Here is a 23676-nt window from a genome sequence, read left to right as displayed (position 1 = left end):
TGCATCCCTCTATTGATTTAGAAGATGTGGCACAGCGTCTAGCGGCAGGTAAATTATGGAATGCCGGTCAAACCTGTGTGGCACCGGACTATGTATTCTTGCCTAAAGGTAAAACTGCAGCGTTCATCGAACACTATCGCCTGTGTGTTCAAGAGATGTACCCCGATCTGGCCTACAATCAAGATTACACCTCAATTATTAATGATCAGCAATACAATCGTTTGCAAGGTTATTTAGAGGATGCAGTCATTCAAGGTGCTGAAGTTATTGCGTTAAATCCAAACAATGAAGATTTAACTGGCGTGCGAAAAATTGCGCCGACGGTATTGACCGGTGTAACGCCTAACATGAAGATTATGCAGGAAGAAATCTTTGGTCCAATTCTGCCTATTTTAGAATATGATCAAATTGATGATGTTATTGACTTTATTAATAGCCGTCCACGTCCACTTGCATTATACTATTTCGACTTTGACCAAGCGCGCGCCGATTATGTCGCGCAACGTACCCATTCAGGGCATTTCGGGCAAAATACGGTATTGACCCATGTGGCACAAGATGACTTACCGTTTGGTGGGGTCGGTGCTTCGGGTATGGGTAAATATCATGGCCCAGAAGGTTTTTTCAGTTTATCGCATGAACGGTCGGTGATGTCGAATCCTAAGCTGTATAGCTTAAAATTCATTCTCCCACCATTTAACAAACCGATTCATAAATTGATTTCGAAGCTCCTTCTTCGCTAACTGATCAAGGCATGAGCTATTGTACGGACTCATGCCGAGTTTTTATCAATTTCGCTTGTCTTTTAAGCGCATTTTTGGTATAAAACGCCCCTTGAATGATTTCATCCGTTTACTTTTAATGGCTATTCGCACAATTGATGCTGTCTAGCAATGGAGTTCACCATGTCTAAGGTTTGCCAAGTTACCGGCAAGCGTCCAGTCGTTGGCAACAACGTCTCGCACGCCAATAACAAAACCAAACGCCGGTTCGAGCCGAACCTGCATCACCACCGTTTCTGGGTAGAAAGCGAAAAGCGTTTTGTGCGTCTTCGTCTAACTACTAACGGTATGCGTATTATCGACAAATTGGGTATCGAAAAGGTTCTTGCTGACCTTCGTGCTCAAGGTCAAAAGATCTAAGGAGTCTGAACCATGCGTGATAAAATTCGTCTAGTTTCTTCAGCAGGTACAGGATATTTCTATACCACGACTAAGAACAAACGTACTATGCCGGAAAAAATGGAAATCAAAAAATTTGATCCAAAAATCCGTCAACACGTTATCTTTAAAGAAGCTAAAATTAAATAATTTTAGCTTCTTAAAAAAAAACGACCTCTACGGGTCGTTTTTTTTACATCTTTTTTATGTGACTTGATAAACTTTATACAACCTTTGGGTACTGCTGGTACTTTTTTGTTTTACCCTTAACGAAGCTTAAGGAGTTTTTAGTGCCTCATGACGTAGATCTTATTATATTATTAGCCGTCGGTTTTGGATTGGCACTTATTTTTGGCTATATCGCCGCGCGTTTGCGCTTTCCTCCCCTTATCGGTTATCTGATTGCCGGTATCATTATTAGCCCCAACACTCCGGGCATTGTCGGTGATATTCATCTGGCCAATCAACTGGCTGAACTGGGCGTCATGTTCTTAATGTTTGGCGTCGGCATGCATTTTTCTTTAAATGATTTAGTGCAAGTCAGACGTATTGCTGTACCAGGCGCGATTTTGCAAATCACAGTTGCCACGTTACTCGGAATGGGCGTGTCGATGATGTGGGACTGGAGTTTTGGTTCTGCACTGATTTTTGGCTTAAGTTTGTCTTGTGCCAGCACTGTGGTGTTACTCAAAGCCTTAGGGGATCGCGGTTTACTCAACTCCGTAAACGGTAAAATTGCCGTGGGTTGGTTACTGGTTGAAGATTTGGTGATGGTGTTGGTGTTGGTGTTACTGCCTGCAACGGCCGTATTACTGGGCGGCACACCCATTGCAGGTTCAGACCCTGAAGCCAATATTTGGCTGACGTTGGTTATGACGTTACTCAAAGTAATCGGCTTTATTGCCTTTATGCTGATTATTGGTAAGCGCTTGGTGCCATTTATTATGCATATGGTGGCACGACTGGGTTCTCGTGAATTATTCACCCTAACTGTAGTGGCCGCTGCGGTCTCCATTGCTTTTGGTGCATACAAGATTTTTGGTGTCTCGATGGCACTGGGCGCATTTTTTGCCGGTATGGTGGTGAAAGAATCAGATTTTAGTCATCGTGCAGAAGAAGAAACCTTACCGTTACGTGAAATTTTTTCAATTTTATTCTTTGTTTCTGTTGGCATGCTGTTTGATCCACTGATTCTAATTCAACAGCCGTTACATGTACTGGCTGTGGTCGGAATTATCTTAATTGGTAAAACCATTGCCGCCATGGCTTTGGTATTGTTCTTTCGCTATCCGATTAACACCGCCTTAACAGTCGGTGCAAGCTTGGCACAAATTGGCGAATTTTCTTTTATTTTAGCCACCTTAGGTGTGTCCTTACAGCTGCTATCGATAGAAGGTCAAAATCTCATTTTAGCCGGCGCACTGATCTCCATCACCCTGAATTCATTTATTTTTGCAGCGGTTGAACCGATTCAGCAATGGATTCGTGACCGTTCACATTTGGCTCGTTTATTAGAACGTAGTGGCGATCCGCTGGCGATGTTACCCGATGAAGTTTCACAAGATTATTTACGCGATCAGGTGGTGATTGTTGGTCACGGTGAAGTCGGTCGACATATTACCCAGACACTGATGCAACAAGGCATTAAAGTGGTGATTGCTGAAGAAAATCGTGAAATTGTGGAAGATTTACGCGCCAAAGGTATTGCGGCGGTATCGGGTCATGCCACCGAAGCAGGTGTACTGATTCAAGCGCACATTCAACATGCACGGCTGCTCGTGCTCTCTCCGATGGATCTTTTGGATATTCATAAAATTGTAGATATTGCCAAAACGCTTAATCCACAAATTCAGGTCTTGGTCTGCGCTGAAAGCAATGAACAAGCTGAACGGATTCGCAGTGATCATCTTGGTGAGGTGTATTTTGCCAAAACAGAAATGGCCAAAAATATGAGCAATCATATTCTCAATCAAATTCAAATTGCGCATCAACACACGCCAACCCATTAATTTAAAAGCCAAAAAAACGCATCAAATGATGCGTTTTTTTTAAGCACAGCGCGTAATGCTGGATGTTCAACTAAAATACTGCGGTTGCTCATCCACTATTTCTGCTTGTAATTCATTAACTTGTTTTTCCATAATGGCAAACAAAGCGGCTTGCACCATATGTTGAGCAATCACTGGCATTTCATCACCCAGTAACTTCATTACTTCATCGTTAAACTGAATTTTAACCAAGGGTTCTTTTTCAGAGCCAGCATTACGCAGTGCCAACTCGCCCCCTTCAAGCTGAACCAACTCGAGGATCGCTTCTTGGTTGCCAAATAATTCTTTCAATTGTTCTATAGACATAGATGCTCCATGTTCACCATGGTGGCAAAGGCTGTTGCACTTTGCAATGGGTTGACTACTTAATATAGGGCCAATGTGCAAAACTTCAAGAGCAAATGAAAAAGATTAAAATTCCACCATCTCATTGCGAAAACCATCAATCAGTTGGCTCAGCTCGTACTGCCATTCGCGTAAAATCTTACTGTCCGGTAACCACGCTTGCGTGCTTTGCGTCACCTTAATAATTAAATTGGAAGAAGTCTCATTTTCAGGCTCTGGCGCACTCGGCTCTGGCGTATATTGGCACATGCGATAGGCGCGTTGCAATTCAGCAATAAAACCCACTGTGGCCAATTGCTGCATGACGGTGACTTCTGGTGAAACCTGACCTTTTTCAGCCATCTTTTCTTCAATTAACTTCAGCGTTGGCATCGGTGCATTCAAACGATAATAGCGCACTAATTCTTGTAAAAAAGCCAATACTGCACCTTGAAGATGAAAAACTGCTGCTTCACGATGTGCTTGCGCTTGTTGAATATGCTCAGTTTGTTCCGACTGCTGACAAGAAAGACGAGCAAAATACAATTTTTGATTGGTACGATCAGCATGAAAACGAGCAACACGGGACATAGCGGTATTCCTAAATTTAGGCGTGAGTGAGCAGATTTAAGATTAAACTTTTTTCTGATCGATTCACAATAAAAATGATGCACATTGTGTTTTTAATTCAGATCAGAGTTACTGGCAAAGTGAAGTCTTTACAGCAGTTTAAGCCATTTTCTCCCATCATAAAGTCAGGCACGGTTGTTGAGCGTATCTAGTGCTATAACCTTTTGCTGCTTTTTATTTTCAACAGATCTAAAAAAAGGAGCCAATGCTCCTTTTATGCTTTATTTTCTTGCAGACTTCTCTTTAGACTTCTCTTTCGGTTTGTCCTCGGGTTTATCTTCAGGTTTATCTTCTGCCTGTTTAACCCGAATCCCATGACCATGTAGACGTAAAGTATTGAGGCCTTTAATGGCTTTAACCGCTTCACGGCCATGCGGCATTTCAACAAAAGCAAAACCTTTAGATTTTCCTGTTGTCGGATCGAGTACCAACTTACACGATTCAACGGTGCCGAAATCTTGAAATAGCTTCAATAATTCAGCTTCTGTTACTGTACGTTCTAAACTACGAACTAAAATTTTCATCTAACAACCTTAAAATAGGCAAAATTACCAAAAAGTACTCGCCTACTTCACTTTTTGAACTTTGCAATAAAAAATAATATAACGCAATTGGGATAGTTTAATCGAGATCAATGCCAAAATCTAAATTAATCGACTGTCGTTCAATTAAAGCGCTTTTCACCGTTTGCTGTCGGGCTTTGTAATGGGTTTCACTGATACACAAATTACGGGTTAAATCATTTAAAAAATAACTCTCAATCACGCGGCCCTGATCATCGACCTGATTTTGCCCCCATAAATTCAAGTTTTGTTTGGTGAGAATTAATTCATTTTGTGCCCGCGTTAACGCCACATATAACACACGGCGCTCTTCTTCTACTTCATCAAAGTCGCCTTGTGCACGTGCATGCGGATATTGTCCTGCGGTGACATTGGCGACATAACAGACTTTCTGTTCCGTTCCTTTGGCGGAGTGAATGGTGATCAGCGTAACCACATCCTGCTGTGACTGCCGCTCAATTTCACTGATGGAGACGGGATCAAGCACATATTCCTCTAAAAATTCACTCAGCTGATCATGCTTGGCTGCCAACTGCTGAACCAAATCAAAATCACCCAGCCGCTTTGACCAATCTTTTTTGGCATAATTTTCTGCCAATTGCTCGGTCAATGCATCAATGCCCAGCGTCACACAGGCCTGTACTTGATCTTTGAGCACCAGCATTTGTTTCATCATCAGTAAGGTATTGTGTGGAATACGGCCAAATTTTTCTAATTTTTCAAAAATCTGCTCATGCTCAGATTCAAGCAATAACTGCTGCGCCAATTTACTGGCACTGACATCGCCTACGCCGTTCCACAAGGTTAAAAAACGCATCCATGCAATATCATCCAAAGGATTGGCAATCACGCGCAGTAAGCTTAACAAGTCTTTGACATGCGCAGTTTCCAACAACTTCATGCCGCCAATAAAGCGATAAGGCACATTGGCTTGAATAAAGGCCGCCTCAATATGCCGTGCAGCGAAACCAGAACGCACCAACACCATATGTTCATGCCACGGCGCGCTGTGTAAAAAGTGCCGCTCTTTGATGTCGATGGCAATCCATTTGGCTTCATCAAATTCATTGGGAAAAATATGCAGCCGTGGTGTCACGCCATCGCCGCGATAAGCCTCTAAATGCTTGTCATATTGGATCGCGCTCTGATCCAGCAACCAGTTGGATAAATCCAAAATTTGTTGTGTAGAACGATAATTTTTTTCTAATTTAAAAATTTCTGCATTGGGTACACGCTGTTTAAAGTGGTGAATATTTTCAAAATCTGCACCGCGAAAACCATAAATAGATTGCGCATCATCGCCAACACAGAATAAATGAGTTTTGTCTTTTAACGGTTCAAGCAAGGCCCACTGCAATGGATTGGTGTCTTGCATTTCATCGACCAGCAGATGTTGGCACAGCGATGAAACATAGTCGACCAGCCCCGCAGATTGTGCCAATGCCGAAGCTACCACGGCCAAAATATCATCATAATCTAGAAAAGTACGTGCCTGTTTACGCGTTTCATACTGCCGCATGATGTCAGCAATTTGATCTTTATATTCTAAAAACTCCGGCATTTGCTTTTCCAAAGCCAGACTAAGTTTTTGCCGCGTATTGCGCGCAAAAGAATATAAGTCACACAGCTGTTTCGATTTTGGCAACGCATTGGGATTTTTTTTATCATCTTTACCGCGAATGAGGCGAAACATCATCAACTGATCATCACGATCAATGATAGAGAACTGTTCTAAGCCAAAAGCGTTGGGAATACGGCGCAGCAAATACATACAAAAGGTATGAAAAGTTGAGGCGCGTAGCCCTTTGGCCTGATCCCCGAGTGCCAATTCCACACGTGCTACAATTTCGCTGGCAGAACGGCGCGTAAAAGTTAAAATTTGGATTTGATTGGCAGGCACGCCTTGATCAATTAAATAGGCGGCACGTGCCACAATGGTTTTGGTTTTACCACAACCTGCGCCTGCCAGCACCAAACTATGCTGAGATGCAGTGGTTGCTGCTTGCTTTTGTTGGGGATTTAATTCATCAATTAAGCTGGCTAAACTCATAACATCTCATCAAATGGCTGGAATGCTTATTTTAACAGAGCTGAGCGATAAAAGCTGATCATCCCCTCATAGCCGCCAGCGGCGTAGTTTTAACTACAGGCTGAATTAAAAAGTAGCGCGGACAAATCATACATAGCGGCAGTTCCATTCAAAAATTCTACGCTTGAGTGTGAATCAGTTGAATTGGGTTTTTCTCTAATAAGCTGGCCAAATAAAAACTCACACCTACGTCCGATGCTTAACTTTTAAGTTCAGGACCAGCGCAGCAAAATGCGGGCAATATTTTCACAGGTTCTTTGCAAATTTTGCTCGGCATGTGCAAATGCAGTGTCTAGATCAACTGCACCCTCTACGATGCCAAAAATTGCTGTAAAGCCTTTATCATAAAGTTCTTCTATCTCCTGACCAATATGACCGGCACAGGCAATCACTGGTTTATTCAATCGCTTGGCCACTTGTGCCACACCAAACGGCGTTTTACCAAACTGGGTTTGAAAGTCGATACTGCCTTCACCGGTAAAGACATAATCGGCCTGTGCAATTTTTGCAGCCAGTTGCGTCGATTCAATCACCAACTCCACCCCAGAGCGCAGCGTGGCGCCGGTAAAGGCCATTAAACCAAAGCCCAGTCCACCTGCGGCACCACTTCCGGCAAGATAGCGTTTATGCAGCGCCAAAGTATGCTCCACCAAATCTGCAAAATGGCTGAGATTATGGTCCAATATTGCAAGCATAGCTGGCGTTGCACCTTTTTGGGCAGCAAACACATACGATGCCCCATTTTCACCGCACAAAGGATTGCTGACATCACTGGCAATAATTATTTTCACCTGCTGTAAACGCGCATCTAAAGCCGATAAATCTATGTGGTGAATGAGATGTAACTGCCCACCATTGACTGCAATTGGCCTCTGATTTACTGCCAAAAATTGCGCACCCAAAGCCTGTGCCATGCCCGCACCGCCATCATTGGTGACACTTCCGCCCAGTCCGATAATAATCTTCCGAACACCTAAATCCAGTGCTGCTTTAATCATCTCTCCCGTGCCAAAGCTACTGGTCAACATAGGATTACGCTGCGCAGCGGGCAGCAGATGAAGACCATTGGCCTTGGCCATTTCAATCACCGCCGTTTGACCATCATCAATTAAGCCAAAGTAAGTCTCTACCTGTTGATCGCGCAATGGCCCCGTCACCTTACACGCTACTCTTTGACCTTGTGTACTGGCAATTAAGGCATCCACCGTTCCTTCGCCCCCATCAGCCATCGGGACGTGGATAAATAGCGCATCCTTAAAAACACTTTGAATACCGCGCTGCATGGCTTGGCAGGCCTGTTTTGCAGTCATACTTTCTTTAAACGAATCTGAAGCCAAGACAAAGGTTTTGCTCATGGTTAATTCCTTGCTCAAACCGTACTGATGATGAAACAATAGCGCAAAAAAAGAGCGCACGGCGCGCTCTTAGTATGAATAGATCAGCTTAAACATCGGCTGAACTGGGCGGCACTTCTGTTTTAATATAAGAGGCCAAGGTTAGATAATTAATACCTTGAAAAAGAATATCGATCGCCAAGAATAAGCCCAAGACCCAAAATGGCGCATCCGGTGACATTAAGATAATTACCCCTGTGGCCAAGGTTAAAATACCGGACAATAAAGTCCAGCCCCACCCTTGTAGGCGATGAAAAATCACGGCATTTAAAATCCGCACGATTCCGGCAATGATTAAGATAATCGCCAACAATTGGGTCAGCACAATGGCGGCTTTAATCGGAGTGGTAAAAGCATAGTAACCGGCAGCCAAATAAAGCAGACCAAATAAAGCCCACAACAGGCGAAAGCCCCCATCAAAAATTTTAAATGCGGCGATAAAATGCACCACACCACCCAGCATCATTAACACACCAAACAGCAAAACCACCGACAAGGTGGCAAACGGTAAAGCGCCGAGCAACACAATACCGAACAAGGTCAGTACAATCCCTAAAGCCAAATACCATTTGCGATTTTCATGCAATTGATGGCGCAGCAAATCATTTCCCACTGTTTTCATATTTTTTTCGAATCTTATCTAAAGTCATAGCCTTATTTTTATAATAATTCAGCGCAAAAGTCTGTTATCGATCTGCATCCTTTCTTACATCAATCTCTGAATATACAGAAAATCAGTTCAATTAATGAGATTACAGACACTATTTGGTCCAGCCCAACTCTAGGGCCGTGATTGGATTGATCATAGTTTGTGCCAAAGAATCTGGCATCTTACTTTGACTTGCCGATAAAGGAATGTGACCCGCCATTAATTCCGCTTTAGCTTGGGGAAATAAAGGCTGCTGCTGCGGATCGGCATAGCCCATCGGATACAGGGGCTGTCCATTGGCTAAATTATATTTATCGGTGGCGCCAAAAGCATGTAACAGCTCATGCACCAGTACAATTTTATTTTGTGCCGCCTGTTGTGCTGAAGCAAATAAATTCACCGAACCAATACGGCCATTTTCTAAGGCCGTCGAGTGTTTTAATTGTCTCGCCTGCTTGGGATCATAATAATTTAAATATAGCGTCACACTGGGTGCGCCATCAAGCGCTTGATGCTGCTGCCATGCATAAAAACGGAACTTTAAACTCCACACTATGGTGTTTAGCATTCCGGCCTGTTCCGGCACTTTCGGCGGCAATTGTTTTAACTCACGCCCGATTTGGAAATACACCACAATTGGACGGCGATATTGCCCCGACATGGTTTTTAAATAATCTTGCGCATCGCGCAATTCTGTCGCACGCAGTGTTTGAATATACTGCTGTGTTGCAGCTTGTCCATCGGCATTCACCGCATGCAACAAAACAATAATGGGTTTATTCCAATCCTGATTTTGATCACGCCAAGCATTTACGGCCACCATCAATAAGATGATCAATAAAATCAGAATTCGAATCTTTTTCCACATTATTTCAACTCAAGCAATTGATTATTTTGAAGCCCATGCAGATTATCTCTGTCTGAGTCTGACGGATATGAACCATAGCGCAGCGCCGTCTTTAACACTTTTGAATCGTTACAAAGCAACTCACATGCTACGCAGACAAAAATACAGCAAAGCGCATTTTTATTCTGTATGGCGCAGAACGGCTATAAAACCGATTCTTTTGTTATGTACCATGCTGTATGGCTTTGACCTATACAATTTTTTACTCATATTGTTCAAGGTGAAATAAAAAATGCCGACCGAAGTCAGCATTTTAAAATCTTTTAATCCTTAAGCTTCAACCCATTTGCCATCTTGATACTGCAGACTCCATTTGGTCTGTTTACCTTCAGCATTTTCAGAACCAATATACTGCACTTGGTTTTTACGACTAAATTTAACCAGTGTCGGATTACCTTCAGGATCAACATCCGGTGCGTTTAGAATAAATTGATACTTCGGATCTAATTGCTCGGCCACACTACGCAGTTCAGCCACTTTCGGTGCTCGTGTTTCACGTACCTTCGGGAACTTACTTGCAGCCAAGAATAAACCGGCCGCGCCATCCCGTAGTACAAAGAAATCATCGTGTTTTACCGAGCGTAAATGTTCCATTTTAATTGGATCAACGCGAGGAGGTGCAGGCTGACCACTCTTCAACATTTTACGCGTATTATCACAACTGCCACAGGCAAAATACGGCCCGAAACGGCCCGTTTTCAACTGCATTTCACCATCACATTTATCACATGGAATGGTCGGACCATCATAACCTTTAATTTTGAACTCACCTTCTTCAAGCTCAAAACCGGCACAATCTGGATTATTACCACAAATATGTAATTTGCGATGACCATCAATCACATAACTGTCCATGGCTGTTTCGCAAATCGGACAGCGTTTTTTCGCCATCAAATCAGCAGTTTCAGCGGCATCATCATCGGAAAAAGCCGCCAGCGACTCAACTGGTGTTAAATTTAACGTCCCTTTACAGCGCTCTTTAGGTGGCAGGTTATAGCCTGAACAACCCAAGAATACCCCTGTTGTGCCAGTACGAATTTGCATCGGACGTTCACATTCAGGACAGTGTACGGTTTCAACTTCAACCGGTAAATTACGGCGCATGCCGTTTTCACTTTGTGCGCTGCTTAAGCGTTGCTTAAAGTCGCCATAGAAATTATCTAACAACTCTTTCCAATTGCGCTCGCCCATGGCCACTTTATCAAGTTGACCTTCTAAGTCGGCAGTAAAGGCGTAATTCATCAAGTTGCTAAAATTTTCATCCAGACGATCGGTGACGATCTCACCCATTTTTTCAGCAAACAGACGACGATTATCCAACTTCACATAACCACGATCTTGAATGGTAGAAATGATGGCCGCATAAGTCGACGGACGGCCAATGCCTTTTTTCTCTAATTCTTTCACCAGTGAGGCTTCGGTAAAACGTGCCGGCGGTTTGGTAAAATGTTGTGATGGATCTAACTGCTGAAGTTTCAGCACTTCACCGACTTTTACTGCTGGCAGCAAGATATCGTCATCGGCTTTGTTGACACCGCGTACCCGAGTAAAGCCATCAAATACCAAGGTGCGACCTTTGGCTTTCAGCTCGACCCCATTGGCATCGACCAAAATCGTTGAAGATAAATATTCAGCTGACGTCATTTGACAGGCCACAAACTGACGCCAAATGAGATCATATAAGCGCTGTGCATCCCGATCGACACCGACCAAACTGTCGCCCTTTAAAGCCACATTGGAGGGACGAATCGCTTCATGCGCTTCTTGAGCACCGGCTTTGTTGCCATATTTATTCGGCTTCGCCGGCAAATATTTTGCCCCAAACTCCGACTCAATATGCCCACGCACCATACTGACCGCATCATCACTTAAGAAGATCGAGTCGGTACGCATGTAGGTAATAAAACCTGCCTCATACAAGCGCTGTGCCATAGTCATGGTTTTCTTAACCGAAAAACCTAAACGCGTGCTGGCCGCTTGTTGTAAAGTCGAGGTGATATATGGTGCGCTTGGATTGACCTTGGTTGGCTTATCTTCACGTACTGAGACTTTATATTCGGCATCTTTGAGAATTTTTAATAAAGCATCGGTTTGCGCTTTATTCTGCAATTTTAAGGTCTTGCCACCTTGTTTTACCGCTTCTAAACGAATGTCGTCGCTGGCAGATTGCGTATCGGCAAACACTTGCCAATATTCTTCTGGAATAAAAGCGCGAATTTCACGTTCACGCTCCACCACCAGTTTGGTCGCAACCGATTGCACCCGACCTGCCGATAAACCACGGGCAATTTTCTCCCACAATAACGGCGAAATCATAAAGCCCACGATGCGATCTAAGAAGCGACGCGCTTGCTGTGCATTGACTTTATCAATATCTAAGCGTGCCGGCTGTTTAAAGGCCTCTTGAATGGCATTTTTAGTGATTTCGTTAAACACCACACGTTGATAACGTGATTCATCACCGCCAATCACTTCTTTTAAATGCCAAGCAATCGCTTCCCCTTCACGGTCCATATCCGTTGCGAGGTAGATTTCATCGACTTGTGAGGCTAATTTTTGTAGCTCAGCAACCACATGTTCTTTGCCCGGCAGCACTTCATAATGTGCTTTCCAATCGTGTTCAGGATCGACCCCCATACGATTGACCAGCGCCAGCTGTGATTTTTCAGCTTTTTGATCATCGCTGAGTTTGGCGCGTGAAACTGGTTTTTTTTCTGTGGTTTTAGATGCACCTGTCGGTAGATCACGGACATGCCCGACCGATGATTTAACAATATAGTCTGGGCCAAGATATTTATTGATTGTTTTCGCTTTTGCAGGCGACTCCACAATCACTAAGGCACGTTTTTTCGCAGCACTCGGTGATTTTGCTGTGGTGCTTTTAGATGTGGACCGAGGAGCGTTCGCCATAGTCAACCGTCATTCCTGTTCAAATTAGGGATATAAATTAAAGTTCAGCCAAAGTATGTAAGTAAGCTTTGATGTCATCCAACTGTGTGGCACGAAGATCAGATTCTTCTTCCCAATAGACTCCTACACAGTTTGCTTGCATATCAATAGCATAAATGCCCTTTAATACAATGGGCAAAGCGTTAAACTTATCATCGCCTTGTACGACTTTGAGCTGATTATCTTCAACACGTGCGCGCATTAATGCAAGTCGAGCATCTGGAATTAAAATACTGTAATACGCCACCATGCTGGCACGATTTTCTGTTGCCATTGGAATTTTAGTCCAATCGGGAGCAGCAACTAAGCGTGGATGCAAAGCCATTTTTCGTGCTTTATCACGCATGATACCTAAAGCTTTTTCTCTGGGGCTAATACGTAGCCCAAAAATTGAGCCCAGCACAAAAACCACAATGATGACTGTAACCCAAATTCCAGTATTTTCCATAGTACAACCTTTTTATTCCTTTATTAGAGTTGCATAAGCTGAATATAAAACGCAAGTACCACTATATAAATTAATAATTGCAGGATTAAATAAATAAACTTATTTATCTATTTTTTGTTCATATCATGATGTGATTTCTGAATTTGGCGATTCAAGTACATTAATTACATTCTCAGACTTAACTAGACAAAGAATATCAATATTTGACCAAGCCTTGATTAGTAAATCGTTATAAGTCACTTGATTATCTAACTTAAATACTATTTTCTGTTTGATTAATATATTTAGAAAATCTTGAAGGAATGGCTCTCGATCTAATCGTAAAATGGATTGAATTGAGTTCATTAAACTCTCGACTTTAGCTGGTCTTCCTTTTTGAATTTTGATCAAATAATCACAATATTGCTTTATTCTTTGTAAATGAGGTTTTTGCTGAATTTCCTCTACAGTTGGTAACTGCACAACTAAAGTTTTTATTGTCGCATTCGCTTGAACCGATAGTACTTGCTTCATACGAGCAAGTTCATAACTGATATTTTGATTTTCAATTTGAATAAACTGATGTTTTTTCAACAATTCAATAATTTTATTTATATTTACATCACTATTTTTCATCCAAGATTTCAACGCGTTATTTAACGAATTAAATTGCTTAGGTTGGTTTTTTAGTAATAATTGAAGTGCAGTTAATAGATGCTTATATTCCGGTTTTTGCAAATCACTATTAATTACGTCTAACTTATTCTCATTATTAGAAACATTTTTACGTTTAACTTGCTGTGCTTTAAAACCCATTATTTTAAGTAAATCTACAATATATTCAAATTTTTTGTCGTTTGACATAACATCAAATTCTGTATCTATTTTATCCATTTGAATAGATAATTGTCCTGCTAAAAAGGCTAGACCAAAATCTGCAGCATCTGGTCCCGTTTTAGGCATTTTTATAAGGACTAATTTTTTTTTGCTAATAAAATCTGCAAGATTCTGTAACCCATCAAGACTCAAAGTCATAGGTGATTTAGCATAAACTAGATATACAAATGCATAATTTGTAAGCAACTGGAATAATTCATTTTCTGTTTTATGTGAATTTTCTATATCTAATAATAATATTTTTTTCATGATACCCCAAACATCACAAATTAATTCAAGAACATTTCGTGACTGTATAATACTTCACTGCCATTCCAGTAGATATATCCTTTTTCAATCAACTCTTTAAGCAGTAATCGCACATCGGATTTTGGAAATAATTGCTCGAGTAAATCACGTAGCGCATAAATATCTTGCGGTTTATTGTCTTTTAATTCGCGTAATTTACGCGCAACAATCACTTGTACGGGATCAATTTTAGCGAAGTTCTTAAATAATTCGTGTTGCGCACTTTGCAGATTATCTACCGCATGTGCGCCTTGTTGCGCTGAAGATTGTAGTGCGGATTCAGCAGCAATCGATTGCCTCTGAAGAGTGCTGGATGTAGCAGAATTTGCCTCTAAATCGAGCGCGATCCAGCCTTTTAATAATTTTTTGCGAAAGTGAATGTGCGGATCATTCGCTTTGACCAATTTTAGATTGATCAATAAGCCAATCAATTGCTGTGCTTGCGCAGTATCGACTTGCAAAATATTACTTAAGGAGTTTTTTAATTTCTCAATACTGTTCGGTTTGCCTTTCATTTTACCCACGGCATCGCAGTATTTTTTGATCAAACCTAACTCGGGTTTTTCTTGAATACTCTGCAGGCTGGGAATTTTATATTTGGAATTGAAGGCGCTGGGTTCCGTTTGAATATGAATAAGCTGGCAATCAATATCTGAGGATCGCATCATGTCCAGCAAAATATGGCGGGTTGGCATAGCAGAGATCAGTTCAACCTGAGTATCGGCATCTAACAAGGCCAAGAGTTGCCCCACCACCACTGCATATTCAAATTCTTTTTGTTGCACTTCGGCTGTTTCTAGCACCATGACCTGCCCACTGCTGATCCACGTGGACAATTCCGTTAAATCTTCAAGTGAATATTCAAACTTTCCTTGGCAATTAAACAAGTAGATCACAGCATAATGTTGAACGATGCTACGCAACCAAACGGCGCTGGGCATATTATTTTCAAGATCGACAAGAACGACGGTGCTGGGCATAAGCGCAATAGACAATTTAGCAAACTTTAAGCCCGCATTAGAACGAGCTTGGCTGCAAAGGTCAAATTAATTCAGCAAAATAACACTTAAATCAGTCAAAATTGCTTAATAATGCGGTGGGCGATTGGTAAAGGGGTCAAAAGTGGCAATCCCATCCGATAAATCTGAAGACTCCATACGCTGATATAAAAACTGCATTTGTCTTTTTAAATCAGTGATTTCTGCATTTTGATGAGTGACTTGTTGATTTAATTGTTCAACTAAATCATCTAAAAATGTAATTCGCACTTGCAAATCTTCTATGGGTGCGGAAAATGACGCCTGATCATTAAGATTTTTTTGTTTAGTCATTTTAAGTCCTCATTTTGGATTTCAGGAAACAGTATGGCCTATATTACGTTAAGGGATGTCCAACTTGCATTTGGCGGACCCTCCCTGCTCGACGGTGCGCACTTTAATTTAGAACGCGGCGAACGAGTGTGTTTGATTGGCCGTAACGGTGAAGGTAAGTCTACTTTACTTAAACTCATTGAGGGAAGTTTACTGCCGGATCGTGGTGAAGTTTCAATACAAAATGGCATCACCATTTCCATGTTGGCACAAGATGTACCGATGGATTCCGGCAAAGTGGCTGATATTGTGGCCGATGGTGCCGGTGAAGCGGCAACTGTGCTGCGCGCGTATCATGAAGCCAGCGATGCTTGTGTACTGGGCGATATGGACGCCTGTGACCGCATGGGTGAGCTGCAACACAAACTTGACCAAGTCGATGGTTGGGCGCTTGAAACCAAAGTGAACTCAATCTTAAGCAAGATGGGCCTTGACCCAGATGCTGATTTAGCCGATTTATCTGGTGGTCGTAAGCGCCGCGTTTTACTAGCACGTGCGTTACTGACGCAACCTGACGTCTTACTGCTCGATGAGCCCACCAACCATTTAGATGTTGAAAGTATTGAATGGTTAGAGAAATTCCTCCTCGACCAAAACAACTTAACGCTACTGTTTATTTCGCATGACCGTTCATTTGTCGATAGTATTGCTACGCGTATTGTCGAACTCGATCGTGGCACCTTGCGCAGCTACGATGGTAACTATAGCCGTTACCTCGATCTTAAAGCGCAGCAAATGGAAGCCGAAGAAAAGCAAAATGCGTTGTTTGATAAAAAATTGGCCGATGAAGAAGTCTGGATTCGCCAAGGCATTAAAGCACGTCGTACCCGTAATGAAGGTCGTGTGCGTGCACTGAAAGATTTACGTGAAGAATCTAAAGCGCGTCGCTCGCAACAAGGCAAAGTCAGCATGGCCACCCAAGATGCCAATCGCTCGGGTAAATTGGTCTTTGATATTGAAAACTTAAGCGTCGCTTTTGACAACCAAGAACCGATTATCAAGAACTTCTCTGCATTGGTGTTACGCGGTGATCGTATTGGTTTAGTCGGTGACAACGGTGTCGGCAAAACCACCCTGATCAAAGCCATTCTCGGTGAACTTGAACATGGCGGCACCGTCAAAACTGGTACTCAGCTTGAAGTGGCCTACTTTGACCAATTGCGTAATGCACTAGATTTAGAAAAATCAGTGAAAGACAATATTGCTGAAGGCGCAGACTTTGTTGAATATAACGGCGGCCGTCGTCATATTTATAGTTATTTACAAGATTTCTTATTCTCGCCAGAACGTGCGCGCACCCCAGTAAAAGCGTTATCCGGTGGTGAACGTAACCGTATTTTATTGGCAAAATTGCTGCTTAAACCATCGAACTTAATTGTGATGGATGAGCCGACCAATGACTTGGATATGGTGACGTTAGAGTTGCTTGAAGAAATGCTCGGTGGATATACCGGTACATTACTACTGATCTCACATGACCGTGCCTTTATGGACAACGTGGTGACCTCGACTTGGGTATTTGATGGTAAAGGTCATATCGATGAATACGTCGGTGGTTATCAAGACTATTTAGAACAACGCCCAGATCAAACGGCGGTGGGTCAAAAAAGTGATGTGAAAAAAGCCTTGGCCAAAGCTGAAGCGGCAGTGCCGAAAAAAGTTAAACTGAGCTACAAAGATCAGCGTGCTTTAGAGCAATTGCCGGCTGAAATGGAAGCCTTGGAAACTGAGCAAGCAATGCTCAATGAAAAACTAGCAGATGGTGCTTTGTTTGTATCAGATGCTGATGCTGCGGCAAAAACGTCTGCACGTTTAGCTGAAATTGATGCTCAGTTACTTGAAAAATTGGAACGTTGGGATGAATTAGAGAACATGTCGAAAGGCAATTAATTCATCTGCTTCAACAAGGCATCTATAGAAAAATCTATAGGTGCCTTTTTATTTCATAAATATCTTCGTGCTACACTGCAGCCATCTTCAATTCCAAGTCATTTGTATTCAGAATGCGTAAAAAAACCAAATATCAAGCCGGTGAATTTCAATGGTCTTTTATATTGCCCCAATATTGGGGTATTTGGATGGGGATTGTTTTACTGATGCTTTTGGCGATTTTACCGTGGGCGATTCAATACCGTTTAGCCCGTTTTTTAGGCAATCTTGCATTTAAACAACTTAAATCACGGCGTAAAACCACGCTACGTAATTTAGAGGTGTGTTTTCCAGAATGGAGCTCTGAACAACGTCAAGAAAATGCGCGACAGGTTTTTGTGGATCAAATGCTGGGCATTTTTGAAACACTCAATGCATGGTACTGCCCACAATGGTTTAAAAACCGTATGGCTATTCAGGGCTTAGAACATCTCAAGCAGGCACAAGAAAATGGACAAGGTGTCTTGCTTTTAGGCACACACTCGACCTTACTTGATGCCGGCGGCTATTTATGTAGTCAATATCTCACTCTGGGTGTGGTGTATCGTCCACAAAATAATCCACTACTGGATATGCTGATTTATCGCTGCCGCGCCACCATTTACACCCAGCAAATTGACCATGACGACATGCGTGGTTTAATCCGTAGTCTGAAAGAGGGTCAAGCCATCTGGTATAGTCCCGATCAAGATTTTGGTTTAAAACAAGGCATCATGGCGCCGTTTTTTGGTGTACCTGCAGCCACTGTTACCGCACATCGCCGTTTATTAAAAATGGCCAAAGCAGTGGCGGTACCACTCTATTTTTATCGAACCGGTGATATTAAAGATCCGCGTTATCAGGTGCTGATTGAGCCTATCGTGGCCAGCATTCCCAGTGACAGCGAACTAGATGATGCCATTTTAGTCAATAAAATTATTGAAAATCAACTGCGCATCGCGCCGACGCAATATATGTGGTTTCATCGCCGCTTTAAGACTCGCCCTGATGGCTATGACGAAATTTACTAAATAAACCATGCCTTATAATCATTAAAGAGAATCGTCATGAAAGTTATGCAACTTCTTCCTGAGTTAAACAGTGGTGGTGTGGAACGTGGCACATTAGAAATTGCACGGGCGCTGATTCAGGAGGGTCATCAATCTGTGGTGGTGTCCAATGGCGGACGTTTGGTGGCACAACTTCAGGCCGAAGGTTCACAGCATGTGTCTTTGGCGATTCATAAAAAATCTTTAGCCAGTCTGTGGCAAATCCGTCCGCTACGTCAATTGATTCAACAGCAGCAACCAGATATTGTGCATGTTCGTTCACGCGTGCCAGCATGGCTGCTGCATTTTGCATTAAAAGGCTTACCTGCACAGCAGCGTCCACATCTGATTTCAACCGTGCATGGTTTTTATTCGATCAATCGTTATAGCGCGATTATGACGCAGGCGGAAAAAGTCATCGCTGTGTCTGACAGTGTGGTGGAGTACATTACCGCGCATTATAAAAACTGCGCGCCTGAAAATATTGTGCGGATTTATCGCGGTATTTCAGCGCAAGAATTCCCACATGGTTATCAACCCTCCGCCTTGTGGATTAATCAAACCTTTAAAGATTTCCCACAATTGGAAAATCAATTTTTACTGTGTTTACCGGGACGCATCACGCGCTTAAAAGGCCATGAAACCTTAATTGAATTGATGCAACAATTACAACAACACTATCCCCATGTGCATGCGGTGGTGGTTGGCGGTGCAGATGCAAAAAAACAGGCCTATTTAGAAGAATTAGAACGCAATATTCAAACCGCAGGCCTACGCGATAAAATTACCTTTGTCGGACATCGCTCAGATATGCGGGAATGGTTGGCTTTTAGTGATTTGGTGCTGTCCCTGTCCAGTCAGGCTGAAACTTTTGGTCGCACGGCCTTAGAAGCCTTATCCGTCGGTACGCCAGTAACGGGCTGGAAGCGAGGCGGCGTCGCTGAAATTCTATCGCGACTTTATCCACAAGGACTGGTCGAGGTCGATGATCTAACTGGTTTAATCAATAGCGTTCAACAGCATATTGATCACCCTCAAGCCGTTGCCGCTGTGACTCAATTTAGTCTGCAAGAAATGTGCGATCAGACCCTAAATTTATATAAAAAGGTCGTAGATCAAGCTTAAATGCATACTTTTTTATGAACCGAACATAATAAATTTTATGATCTAAACCCAAAATTTAAGCACTCACCTTCATTTAAAAACAACGCCCAAGCTGTGCATTTTACAAGGCTTGGGCGAATCCACTGCGCTGTAAAAATGCTTTTATCCGTGGATGACGCTGCATTACCGTATCCCCTGCATAACAAGGATTTCAGTACAGAGCTTTGGATTGATTTTTTGCATTACCCTTACCTTTGCCCATGCTACTGAAATGAAGCCAAACCAGACAAAATACTCAAGCGACGCCAGTGAAATCACTGTTTGCTCCGAGCCACATTTTTGCCAAGCACAATGAGGCATTTTGATGAGGAAGGCTGATCAGGAGTTACTGCCATTTTTATAGTCTTGCGCCAACTCATCTGTCACAATCTTCTCTTCTTGCTCGGCTTTTTTAATGCCTTCTTCAATGGTCTGCTGTGCCTCTTGTTCATCGGCAGCGCTTTGTTCAAGCTCCTGCTGAACCTGTTCAAAAACCCGTCCGGTTTGCAAAACCACATAAATGGGAAAATGATCGGAACCAATGTGCGGTAAGCGCTGCATCGCCACCAAAGCAAAATCGGTACTGTGAAACACGTGATCTAACGACCAGCGCAGTAACGGGTAATCGGCATGGAAGGTATTGACGTAACGCCGCCCTACCCGTGGGTCTAACAAGCCACTAATGCGTTGAAATAGGCGTGTGGTGCGTGACCACGCCACATCATTTAAATCGCCCATCACAATACAGCTTTCATCTAAATCTTTAATTTGATCGCCAACAATCAATAATTCTGCATCACGTAGTTTAGAGTCTTTGGCTTCGGTTGGACTGGGTGGTTTCGGATGTAAGCAATACAATTGCACAGGCTGACCAGAGCGCAGAATGACTGTGGTATGAATCGAGGGGATTTCATCACTTAAAATAAATTTAACTTCTGTGTCTTTTAATTCTAAACGACTATACAAATGCATGCCGTACAGGTTATCGAGCGGTACAGCGACGCGATAAGGATAATCTTTTTCAATCACAGCGAGCGCTTTTTGCCAAGCTTGATCGGTCTCTAACGTCAGTACCAAGTCCGGTTGATGTTTTTCAATCTGTGCAATTAAGCGTTGATAGTGCTGATTGGGAGTTAACACATTAGAAACAATCACCGAAATTTGCTGCTGTGGATTCAGCTGATTGCTTTTGACTTGCTTGACCTGTTTTTTCCACATAAACGTATAGGGCAATACCATTTTGAGTTGATAGGCCAGCGCAGCAATCAGGGTAATACAAATAATTTCACGGGCAGTATCCCAAGGCTGATCCCAAAACAGCAATAAGCCAAACGCTATTAATCCCAAGACTAAAATTTGCAGTCGTGGAAAGTCAGCACCGCGAAACCACCATTCATCACGCGGAATGAGCGACCAAAACGTCAGCCAAATCACGACCCCTGCCAGTATCTCTACCCATATCATATCGCTGTACTCTTTTGTATCTTTTAGTTTTTTCTATAATGAAATAACTTTATCAATTCTGTATGTAACATAAACAAGATATTCCGCTCAATAATATTGATGTTTTCATTGTGTAGGCCTTGCAGTTGTGGTCGCTTTTGATACACTCAAGCCCCTTTTTATTTTTTTACGCACCGAGGCAAGTGACATGAAAGTAGGTCTGGTCGGTTGGCGCGGGATGGTTGGTTCTGTCCTTATGCAACGTATGGTTGAAGAGAATGATTTCGCTCATTTCGAGCCATTCTACTTTTCAACCAGTAATGCTGGCGGTGAAGCTCCAGCGTTTGGTGGTAAAACTGCCCCAGCACTTATGGATGCAACAGACATTGATCGTCTGATGCACATGGATGTCATTATTACCTGTCAAGGGGGTGATTATACCGCTGAAGTTTATCCCAAATTAAAAGCAGCCAACTGGCAGGGCTATTGGATTGATGCAGCCTCTACCTTGCGTATGGATGATGACGCGATTATCGTGCTTGATCCGGTGAATATGCACGTGATTAAAGATGGTTTAGTGAATGGCGGTAAAACGTTTGTCGGTGGTAACTGTACCGTTTCACTGATGCTGATGGGTTTAGGCGGTCTATTCCAAAATAATTTGGTGGAATGGGCAACCTCGATGACCTATCAAGCGGCTTCGGGTGCCGGCGCGCAAAATATGCGCGAACTCATCTCCGGTATGGGTTATTTATATAATAATACCAAAGAATTACTGGATGATCCGCGTTCACCTATTTTAGAGATTGACGCTAAAATTGCAGATTTACAACGTGGCGAAGGTTTTCCATCGGCTAACTTTGGTGTGCCATTGGCCGGTTCACTGATTCCGTATATCGACAAACAACTCGATAACGGTCAGTCCAAAGAAGAATGGAAAGCGCAAGTTGAAACCAATAAAATTTTAGGCAATCAGCAAATTGTGCCGATTGATGGTCACTGTGTGCGGATTGGTGCTATGCGCTGTCACTCTCAAGCCTTAACCTTGAAATTGAAAAAAGATGTGCCACTGGATGAAATTGAAGACATGATTCGTCAATCAAATCCTTGGGCAAAAGTCATCCCCAACAGCCGTGAAGCGTCAATGACCGATCTAACGCCTGTGGCGGTCACGGGCACACTCGCTGTTCCTGTAGGACGTTTACGCAAACTGAATATGGGTAAAGAATACCTCGGTGCATTCACCGTTGGTGATCAATTGTTGTGGGGCGCAGCAGAACCTTTGCGTCGTATGCTACGTATTTTGATTGAGTACAAAAATAGTTAAAAATAAAGCTTCAAAATGGGAAAACCGGTCACACTTGATCGGTTTTTTTATGTATATTTTATGTTAATATTTTACCACTCTTCCATACCTCGCCAATCTACAACATTCGCGATGCGATACAAAAACTGAGCTAAAGATTAAGATGACCGCATATAACAAATTAAAGATTGCCATTTTAGCCATTATTGCTTCGCAGAATATTCATGCGATTACTATTGATCCGATTCAAATTCAGTCTGCACCTGGGGAATTATTGTATGCTGAAATGAATTTTCGCCAAGCGGATCCCAATACTAAAATTGAAGCCGGCTTGGCCAGCGCAGAAGATGTCATGACCTTAGGTGCGGTGCATCAACCTCCCGGCCATCTTAACTTCTTTACACGCCATGATAATGCAGGTAATGGCGTAATCACCATTACCTCTTCACGTCCACTGACGCAAGCAGAATTAAATGTGATTGTGAAAGTGAAACAAGGTAATACCACGCGCTTACAGCATGTTAAAACCTCATTAACCCGTAACAACAAACCCGCACAGCCACGTACAGTGGGCAATGAAAAAGTCTTAGCGCCAATCTTGATTGCCAGTGAGAAAGACATTGGCTTACAATTACCAGAGAGCACGCAATATCAAGTGCAAGTAGAGCAGCTGCCACTTGAGTCATTTGAAGCGCCATTAACCAGTGGGATGACTACAGCAACGTTGGTGAATACCTATCTCTCACAACAAGCCAATCGCTTTTCAGCGCAACAACAATCGGCATCAACTATAATTTCTGCAGACCCACTGGCGAAAAAGTACGCGCAACTTAATGCACAAAAGCCTATACAGGCTAAAACGACAAATAAAGCCATAGAATCCACAGCAAAATCCGACAGCAATAAAACACAACATCAACCCGCACACTCTGATATTGAAGGCAAAATAACTCAGCATAGGGTACAGCCCAATGAGTCACTTTGGGCCATTGCTTCACGGGTGGCTGCTGAGCAAAATCGTTCTGTGGCTGAGGTGATGAATCAACTTAAAGCCAACAATCAGCATGCGTTTATACAAGGCGATATGAATCGCTTACGCCGCGGTGCAGCGCTCAATTTAAATACGGCAAAT

Annotated in this window: 22 protein-coding genes; 9 read left to right on the top strand and 13 right to left on the bottom strand. The window is 42.7% G+C overall.

What is annotated here, in order from left to right; genetic code table 11:
- From SE27_RS14380 to SE27_RS03735, 4 genes are all read left to right on the top strand, one after another.
- The coding region (locus tag SE27_RS14380; RefSeq protein WP_455549960.1) for an aldehyde dehydrogenase family protein at positions 1–743 on the top strand (743 nt) is incomplete at its 5' end.
- Positions 744–905: 162 nt separating this feature from the next.
- Positions 906–1142 carry a 50S ribosomal protein L28 gene (gene rpmB, locus SE27_RS03745; protein ID WP_039620984.1) on the top strand — a complete coding sequence of 79 codons (237 nt, stop codon included), beginning with the start codon at positions 906–908 and terminating at the stop codon, positions 1140–1142.
- Positions 1143–1154: 12 nt separating this feature from the next.
- Positions 1155–1310, top strand: coding sequence for a 50S ribosomal protein L33 (rpmG, locus tag SE27_RS03740; RefSeq protein ID WP_001205031.1), 156 nt, complete (start codon positions 1155–1157; stop codon positions 1308–1310).
- 140 nt (positions 1311–1450) lie between these two features.
- Positions 1451–3169 carry a cation:proton antiporter gene (locus SE27_RS03735; RefSeq protein ID WP_039620981.1) on the top strand — a complete coding sequence of 573 codons (1719 nt, stop codon included), beginning with the start codon at positions 1451–1453 and terminating at the stop codon, positions 3167–3169.
- Between the two features lie 66 nt (positions 3170–3235).
- On the opposite strand, the gene SE27_RS03730 is transcribed toward SE27_RS03735, so the two are convergent.
- The 12 genes from SE27_RS03730 to SE27_RS03675 all read right to left on the bottom strand — a co-directional run bounded on the left by SE27_RS03730 (position 3236) and on the right by SE27_RS03675 (position 15656).
- A complete protein-coding gene (locus tag SE27_RS03730) occupies positions 3236–3514 on the bottom strand; it encodes a hypothetical protein (RefSeq protein ID WP_039620980.1) in 279 nt (92 codons plus the stop codon).
- A gap of 105 nt (positions 3515–3619) precedes the next feature.
- Positions 3620–4123, bottom strand: coding sequence for a DUF6586 family protein (locus SE27_RS03725; protein ID WP_039620978.1), 504 nt, complete (start codon positions 4121–4123; stop codon positions 3620–3622).
- 260 nt (positions 4124–4383) lie between these two features.
- Positions 4384–4686: an RNA recognition motif domain-containing protein gene (locus SE27_RS03720; RefSeq protein WP_052251701.1), complete on the bottom strand. Its 303-nt coding sequence runs from the start codon at positions 4684–4686 to the stop codon at positions 4384–4386.
- Between the two features lie 97 nt (positions 4687–4783).
- Positions 4784–6775, bottom strand: coding sequence for an ATP-dependent helicase (locus tag SE27_RS03715; protein ID WP_039620975.1), 1992 nt, complete (start codon positions 6773–6775; stop codon positions 4784–4786).
- A gap of 251 nt (positions 6776–7026) precedes the next feature.
- Positions 7027–8169, bottom strand: coding sequence for a glycerate kinase family protein (locus tag SE27_RS03710; protein ID WP_039620974.1), 1143 nt, complete (start codon positions 8167–8169; stop codon positions 7027–7029).
- Positions 8170–8257: 88 nt separating this feature from the next.
- Positions 8258–8830, bottom strand: coding sequence for an HdeD family acid-resistance protein (locus SE27_RS03705; RefSeq protein WP_039620972.1), 573 nt, complete (start codon positions 8828–8830; stop codon positions 8258–8260).
- Positions 8831–8969: 139 nt separating this feature from the next.
- On the bottom strand, positions 8970–9725 hold the full coding sequence (locus SE27_RS03700; protein ID WP_039620970.1) for a hypothetical protein: 756 nt from the start codon (positions 9723–9725) through the stop codon (positions 8970–8972).
- 309 nt (positions 9726–10034) lie between these two features.
- A complete protein-coding gene (topA, locus tag SE27_RS03695) occupies positions 10035–12674 on the bottom strand; it encodes a type I DNA topoisomerase (protein ID WP_039620968.1) in 2640 nt (879 codons plus the stop codon).
- A 37-nt stretch (positions 12675–12711) separates the two neighbouring features.
- Positions 12712–13161 carry a hypothetical protein gene (locus tag SE27_RS03690; RefSeq protein WP_039620967.1) on the bottom strand — a complete coding sequence of 150 codons (450 nt, stop codon included), beginning with the start codon at positions 13159–13161 and terminating at the stop codon, positions 12712–12714.
- Between the two features lie 123 nt (positions 13162–13284).
- Positions 13285–14286 (bottom strand): PIN domain-containing protein, encoded by a 1002-nt coding sequence (locus tag SE27_RS03685; RefSeq protein ID WP_039620965.1) that lies wholly within the window; start codon positions 14284–14286, stop codon positions 13285–13287.
- Positions 14287–14306: 20 nt separating this feature from the next.
- Complete coding sequence (locus SE27_RS03680) at positions 14307–15305, bottom strand: hypothetical protein (protein ID WP_039620963.1); 999 nt, start codon at positions 15303–15305, stop codon at positions 14307–14309.
- A gap of 105 nt (positions 15306–15410) precedes the next feature.
- The gene (locus SE27_RS03675) at positions 15411–15656 is read right to left on the bottom strand and encodes a SlyX family protein (RefSeq protein WP_039620962.1); all 246 of its coding nucleotides are present in this window, start codon (positions 15654–15656) and stop codon (positions 15411–15413) included.
- Positions 15657–15689: 33 nt separating this feature from the next.
- Between SE27_RS03675 and SE27_RS03670 the strand changes: the two genes are divergently transcribed.
- The 3 genes from SE27_RS03670 (at position 15690) to SE27_RS03660 (ending at position 19777) form a co-directional block, all read left to right on the top strand.
- Entirely contained in the window at positions 15690–17585 is a 1896-nt protein-coding gene (locus SE27_RS03670; protein ID WP_039620960.1) for an ATP-binding cassette domain-containing protein, read from the top strand.
- 113 nt (positions 17586–17698) lie between these two features.
- Positions 17699–18634, top strand: a complete 936-nt coding sequence (locus SE27_RS03665; protein ID WP_039620958.1) for an LpxL/LpxP family acyltransferase — start codon at positions 17699–17701, stop codon at positions 18632–18634.
- A gap of 36 nt (positions 18635–18670) precedes the next feature.
- On the top strand, positions 18671–19777 hold the full coding sequence (locus SE27_RS03660; RefSeq protein WP_039620956.1) for a glycosyltransferase family 4 protein: 1107 nt from the start codon (positions 18671–18673) through the stop codon (positions 19775–19777).
- 357 nt (positions 19778–20134) lie between these two features.
- Here the strand turns inward: SE27_RS03660 and SE27_RS03655 are convergent, their stop codons facing one another.
- Positions 20135–21259 (bottom strand): endonuclease/exonuclease/phosphatase family protein, encoded by a 1125-nt coding sequence (locus SE27_RS03655; RefSeq protein WP_039620954.1) that lies wholly within the window; start codon positions 21257–21259, stop codon positions 20135–20137.
- 187 nt (positions 21260–21446) lie between these two features.
- Between SE27_RS03655 and asd the strand changes: the two genes are divergently transcribed.
- Both asd and SE27_RS03645 read left to right on the top strand, forming a co-directional pair.
- Positions 21447–22565, top strand: coding sequence for an aspartate-semialdehyde dehydrogenase (asd, locus tag SE27_RS03650; protein WP_039620952.1), 1119 nt, complete (start codon positions 21447–21449; stop codon positions 22563–22565).
- 142 nt (positions 22566–22707) lie between these two features.
- A partial coding sequence (locus tag SE27_RS03645) for a type IV pilus assembly protein FimV (RefSeq protein ID WP_455549959.1) occupies positions 22708–23676 on the top strand: 969 nt, incomplete at its 3' end.

Origin of the sequence: Acinetobacter harbinensis, from assembly GCF_000816495.1 — a bacterium.
GTDB lineage: Bacteria > Pseudomonadota > Gammaproteobacteria > Pseudomonadales > Moraxellaceae > Acinetobacter > Acinetobacter harbinensis.
The sequence above is the reverse complement of the archived record's forward strand: the minus strand, read 5'-3'. Positions and strand labels throughout refer to the sequence as shown.

Excerpts from the sequence above, each read along its gene's own strand:
- rpmB (WP_039620984.1), top strand. The coding sequence starts at position 906 with ATGTCTAAGGTTTGCCAAGTTACCGGCAAGCGTCCAGTCGTTGGCAAC.
- rpmG (WP_001205031.1), top strand. The coding sequence starts at position 1,155 with ATGCGTGATAAAATTCGTCTAGTTTCTTCAGCAGGTACAGGATATTTC.
- SE27_RS03730 (WP_039620980.1), bottom strand. The coding sequence starts at position 3,514 with ATGTCTATAGAACAATTGAAAGAATTATTTGGCAACCAAGAAGCGATC.
- SE27_RS03725 (WP_039620978.1), bottom strand. The coding sequence starts at position 4,123 with ATGTCCCGTGTTGCTCGTTTTCATGCTGATCGTACCAATCAAAAATTG.
- SE27_RS03720 (WP_052251701.1), bottom strand. The coding sequence starts at position 4,686 with ATGAAAATTTTAGTTCGTAGTTTAGAACGTACAGTAACAGAAGCTGAA.
- SE27_RS03715 (WP_039620975.1), bottom strand. The coding sequence starts at position 6,775 with ATGAGTTTAGCCAGCTTAATTGATGAATTAAATCCCCAACAAAAGCAA.
- SE27_RS03710 (WP_039620974.1), bottom strand. The coding sequence starts at position 8,169 with ATGAGCAAAACCTTTGTCTTGGCTTCAGATTCGTTTAAAGAAAGTATG.
- SE27_RS03705 (WP_039620972.1), bottom strand. The coding sequence starts at position 8,830 with ATGAAAACAGTGGGAAATGATTTGCTGCGCCATCAATTGCATGAAAAT.
- SE27_RS03700 (WP_039620970.1), bottom strand. The coding sequence starts at position 9,725 with ATGTGGAAAAAGATTCGAATTCTGATTTTATTGATCATCTTATTGATG.
- topA (WP_039620968.1), bottom strand. The coding sequence starts at position 12,674 with ATGGCGAACGCTCCTCGGTCCACATCTAAAAGCACCACAGCAAAATCA.
- SE27_RS03690 (WP_039620967.1), bottom strand. The coding sequence starts at position 13,161 with ATGGAAAATACTGGAATTTGGGTTACAGTCATCATTGTGGTTTTTGTG.
- SE27_RS03685 (WP_039620965.1), bottom strand. The coding sequence starts at position 14,286 with ATGAAAAAAATATTATTATTAGATATAGAAAATTCACATAAAACAGAA.
- SE27_RS03680 (WP_039620963.1), bottom strand. The coding sequence starts at position 15,305 with ATGCCCAGCACCGTCGTTCTTGTCGATCTTGAAAATAATATGCCCAGC.
- SE27_RS03675 (WP_039620962.1), bottom strand. The coding sequence starts at position 15,656 with ATGACTAAACAAAAAAATCTTAATGATCAGGCGTCATTTTCCGCACCC.
- SE27_RS03670 (WP_039620960.1), top strand. The coding sequence starts at position 15,690 with ATGGCCTATATTACGTTAAGGGATGTCCAACTTGCATTTGGCGGACCC.
- SE27_RS03665 (WP_039620958.1), top strand. The coding sequence starts at position 17,699 with ATGCGTAAAAAAACCAAATATCAAGCCGGTGAATTTCAATGGTCTTTT.
- SE27_RS03660 (WP_039620956.1), top strand. The coding sequence starts at position 18,671 with ATGAAAGTTATGCAACTTCTTCCTGAGTTAAACAGTGGTGGTGTGGAA.
- SE27_RS03655 (WP_039620954.1), bottom strand. The coding sequence starts at position 21,259 with ATGATATGGGTAGAGATACTGGCAGGGGTCGTGATTTGGCTGACGTTT.
- asd (WP_039620952.1), top strand. The coding sequence starts at position 21,447 with ATGAAAGTAGGTCTGGTCGGTTGGCGCGGGATGGTTGGTTCTGTCCTT.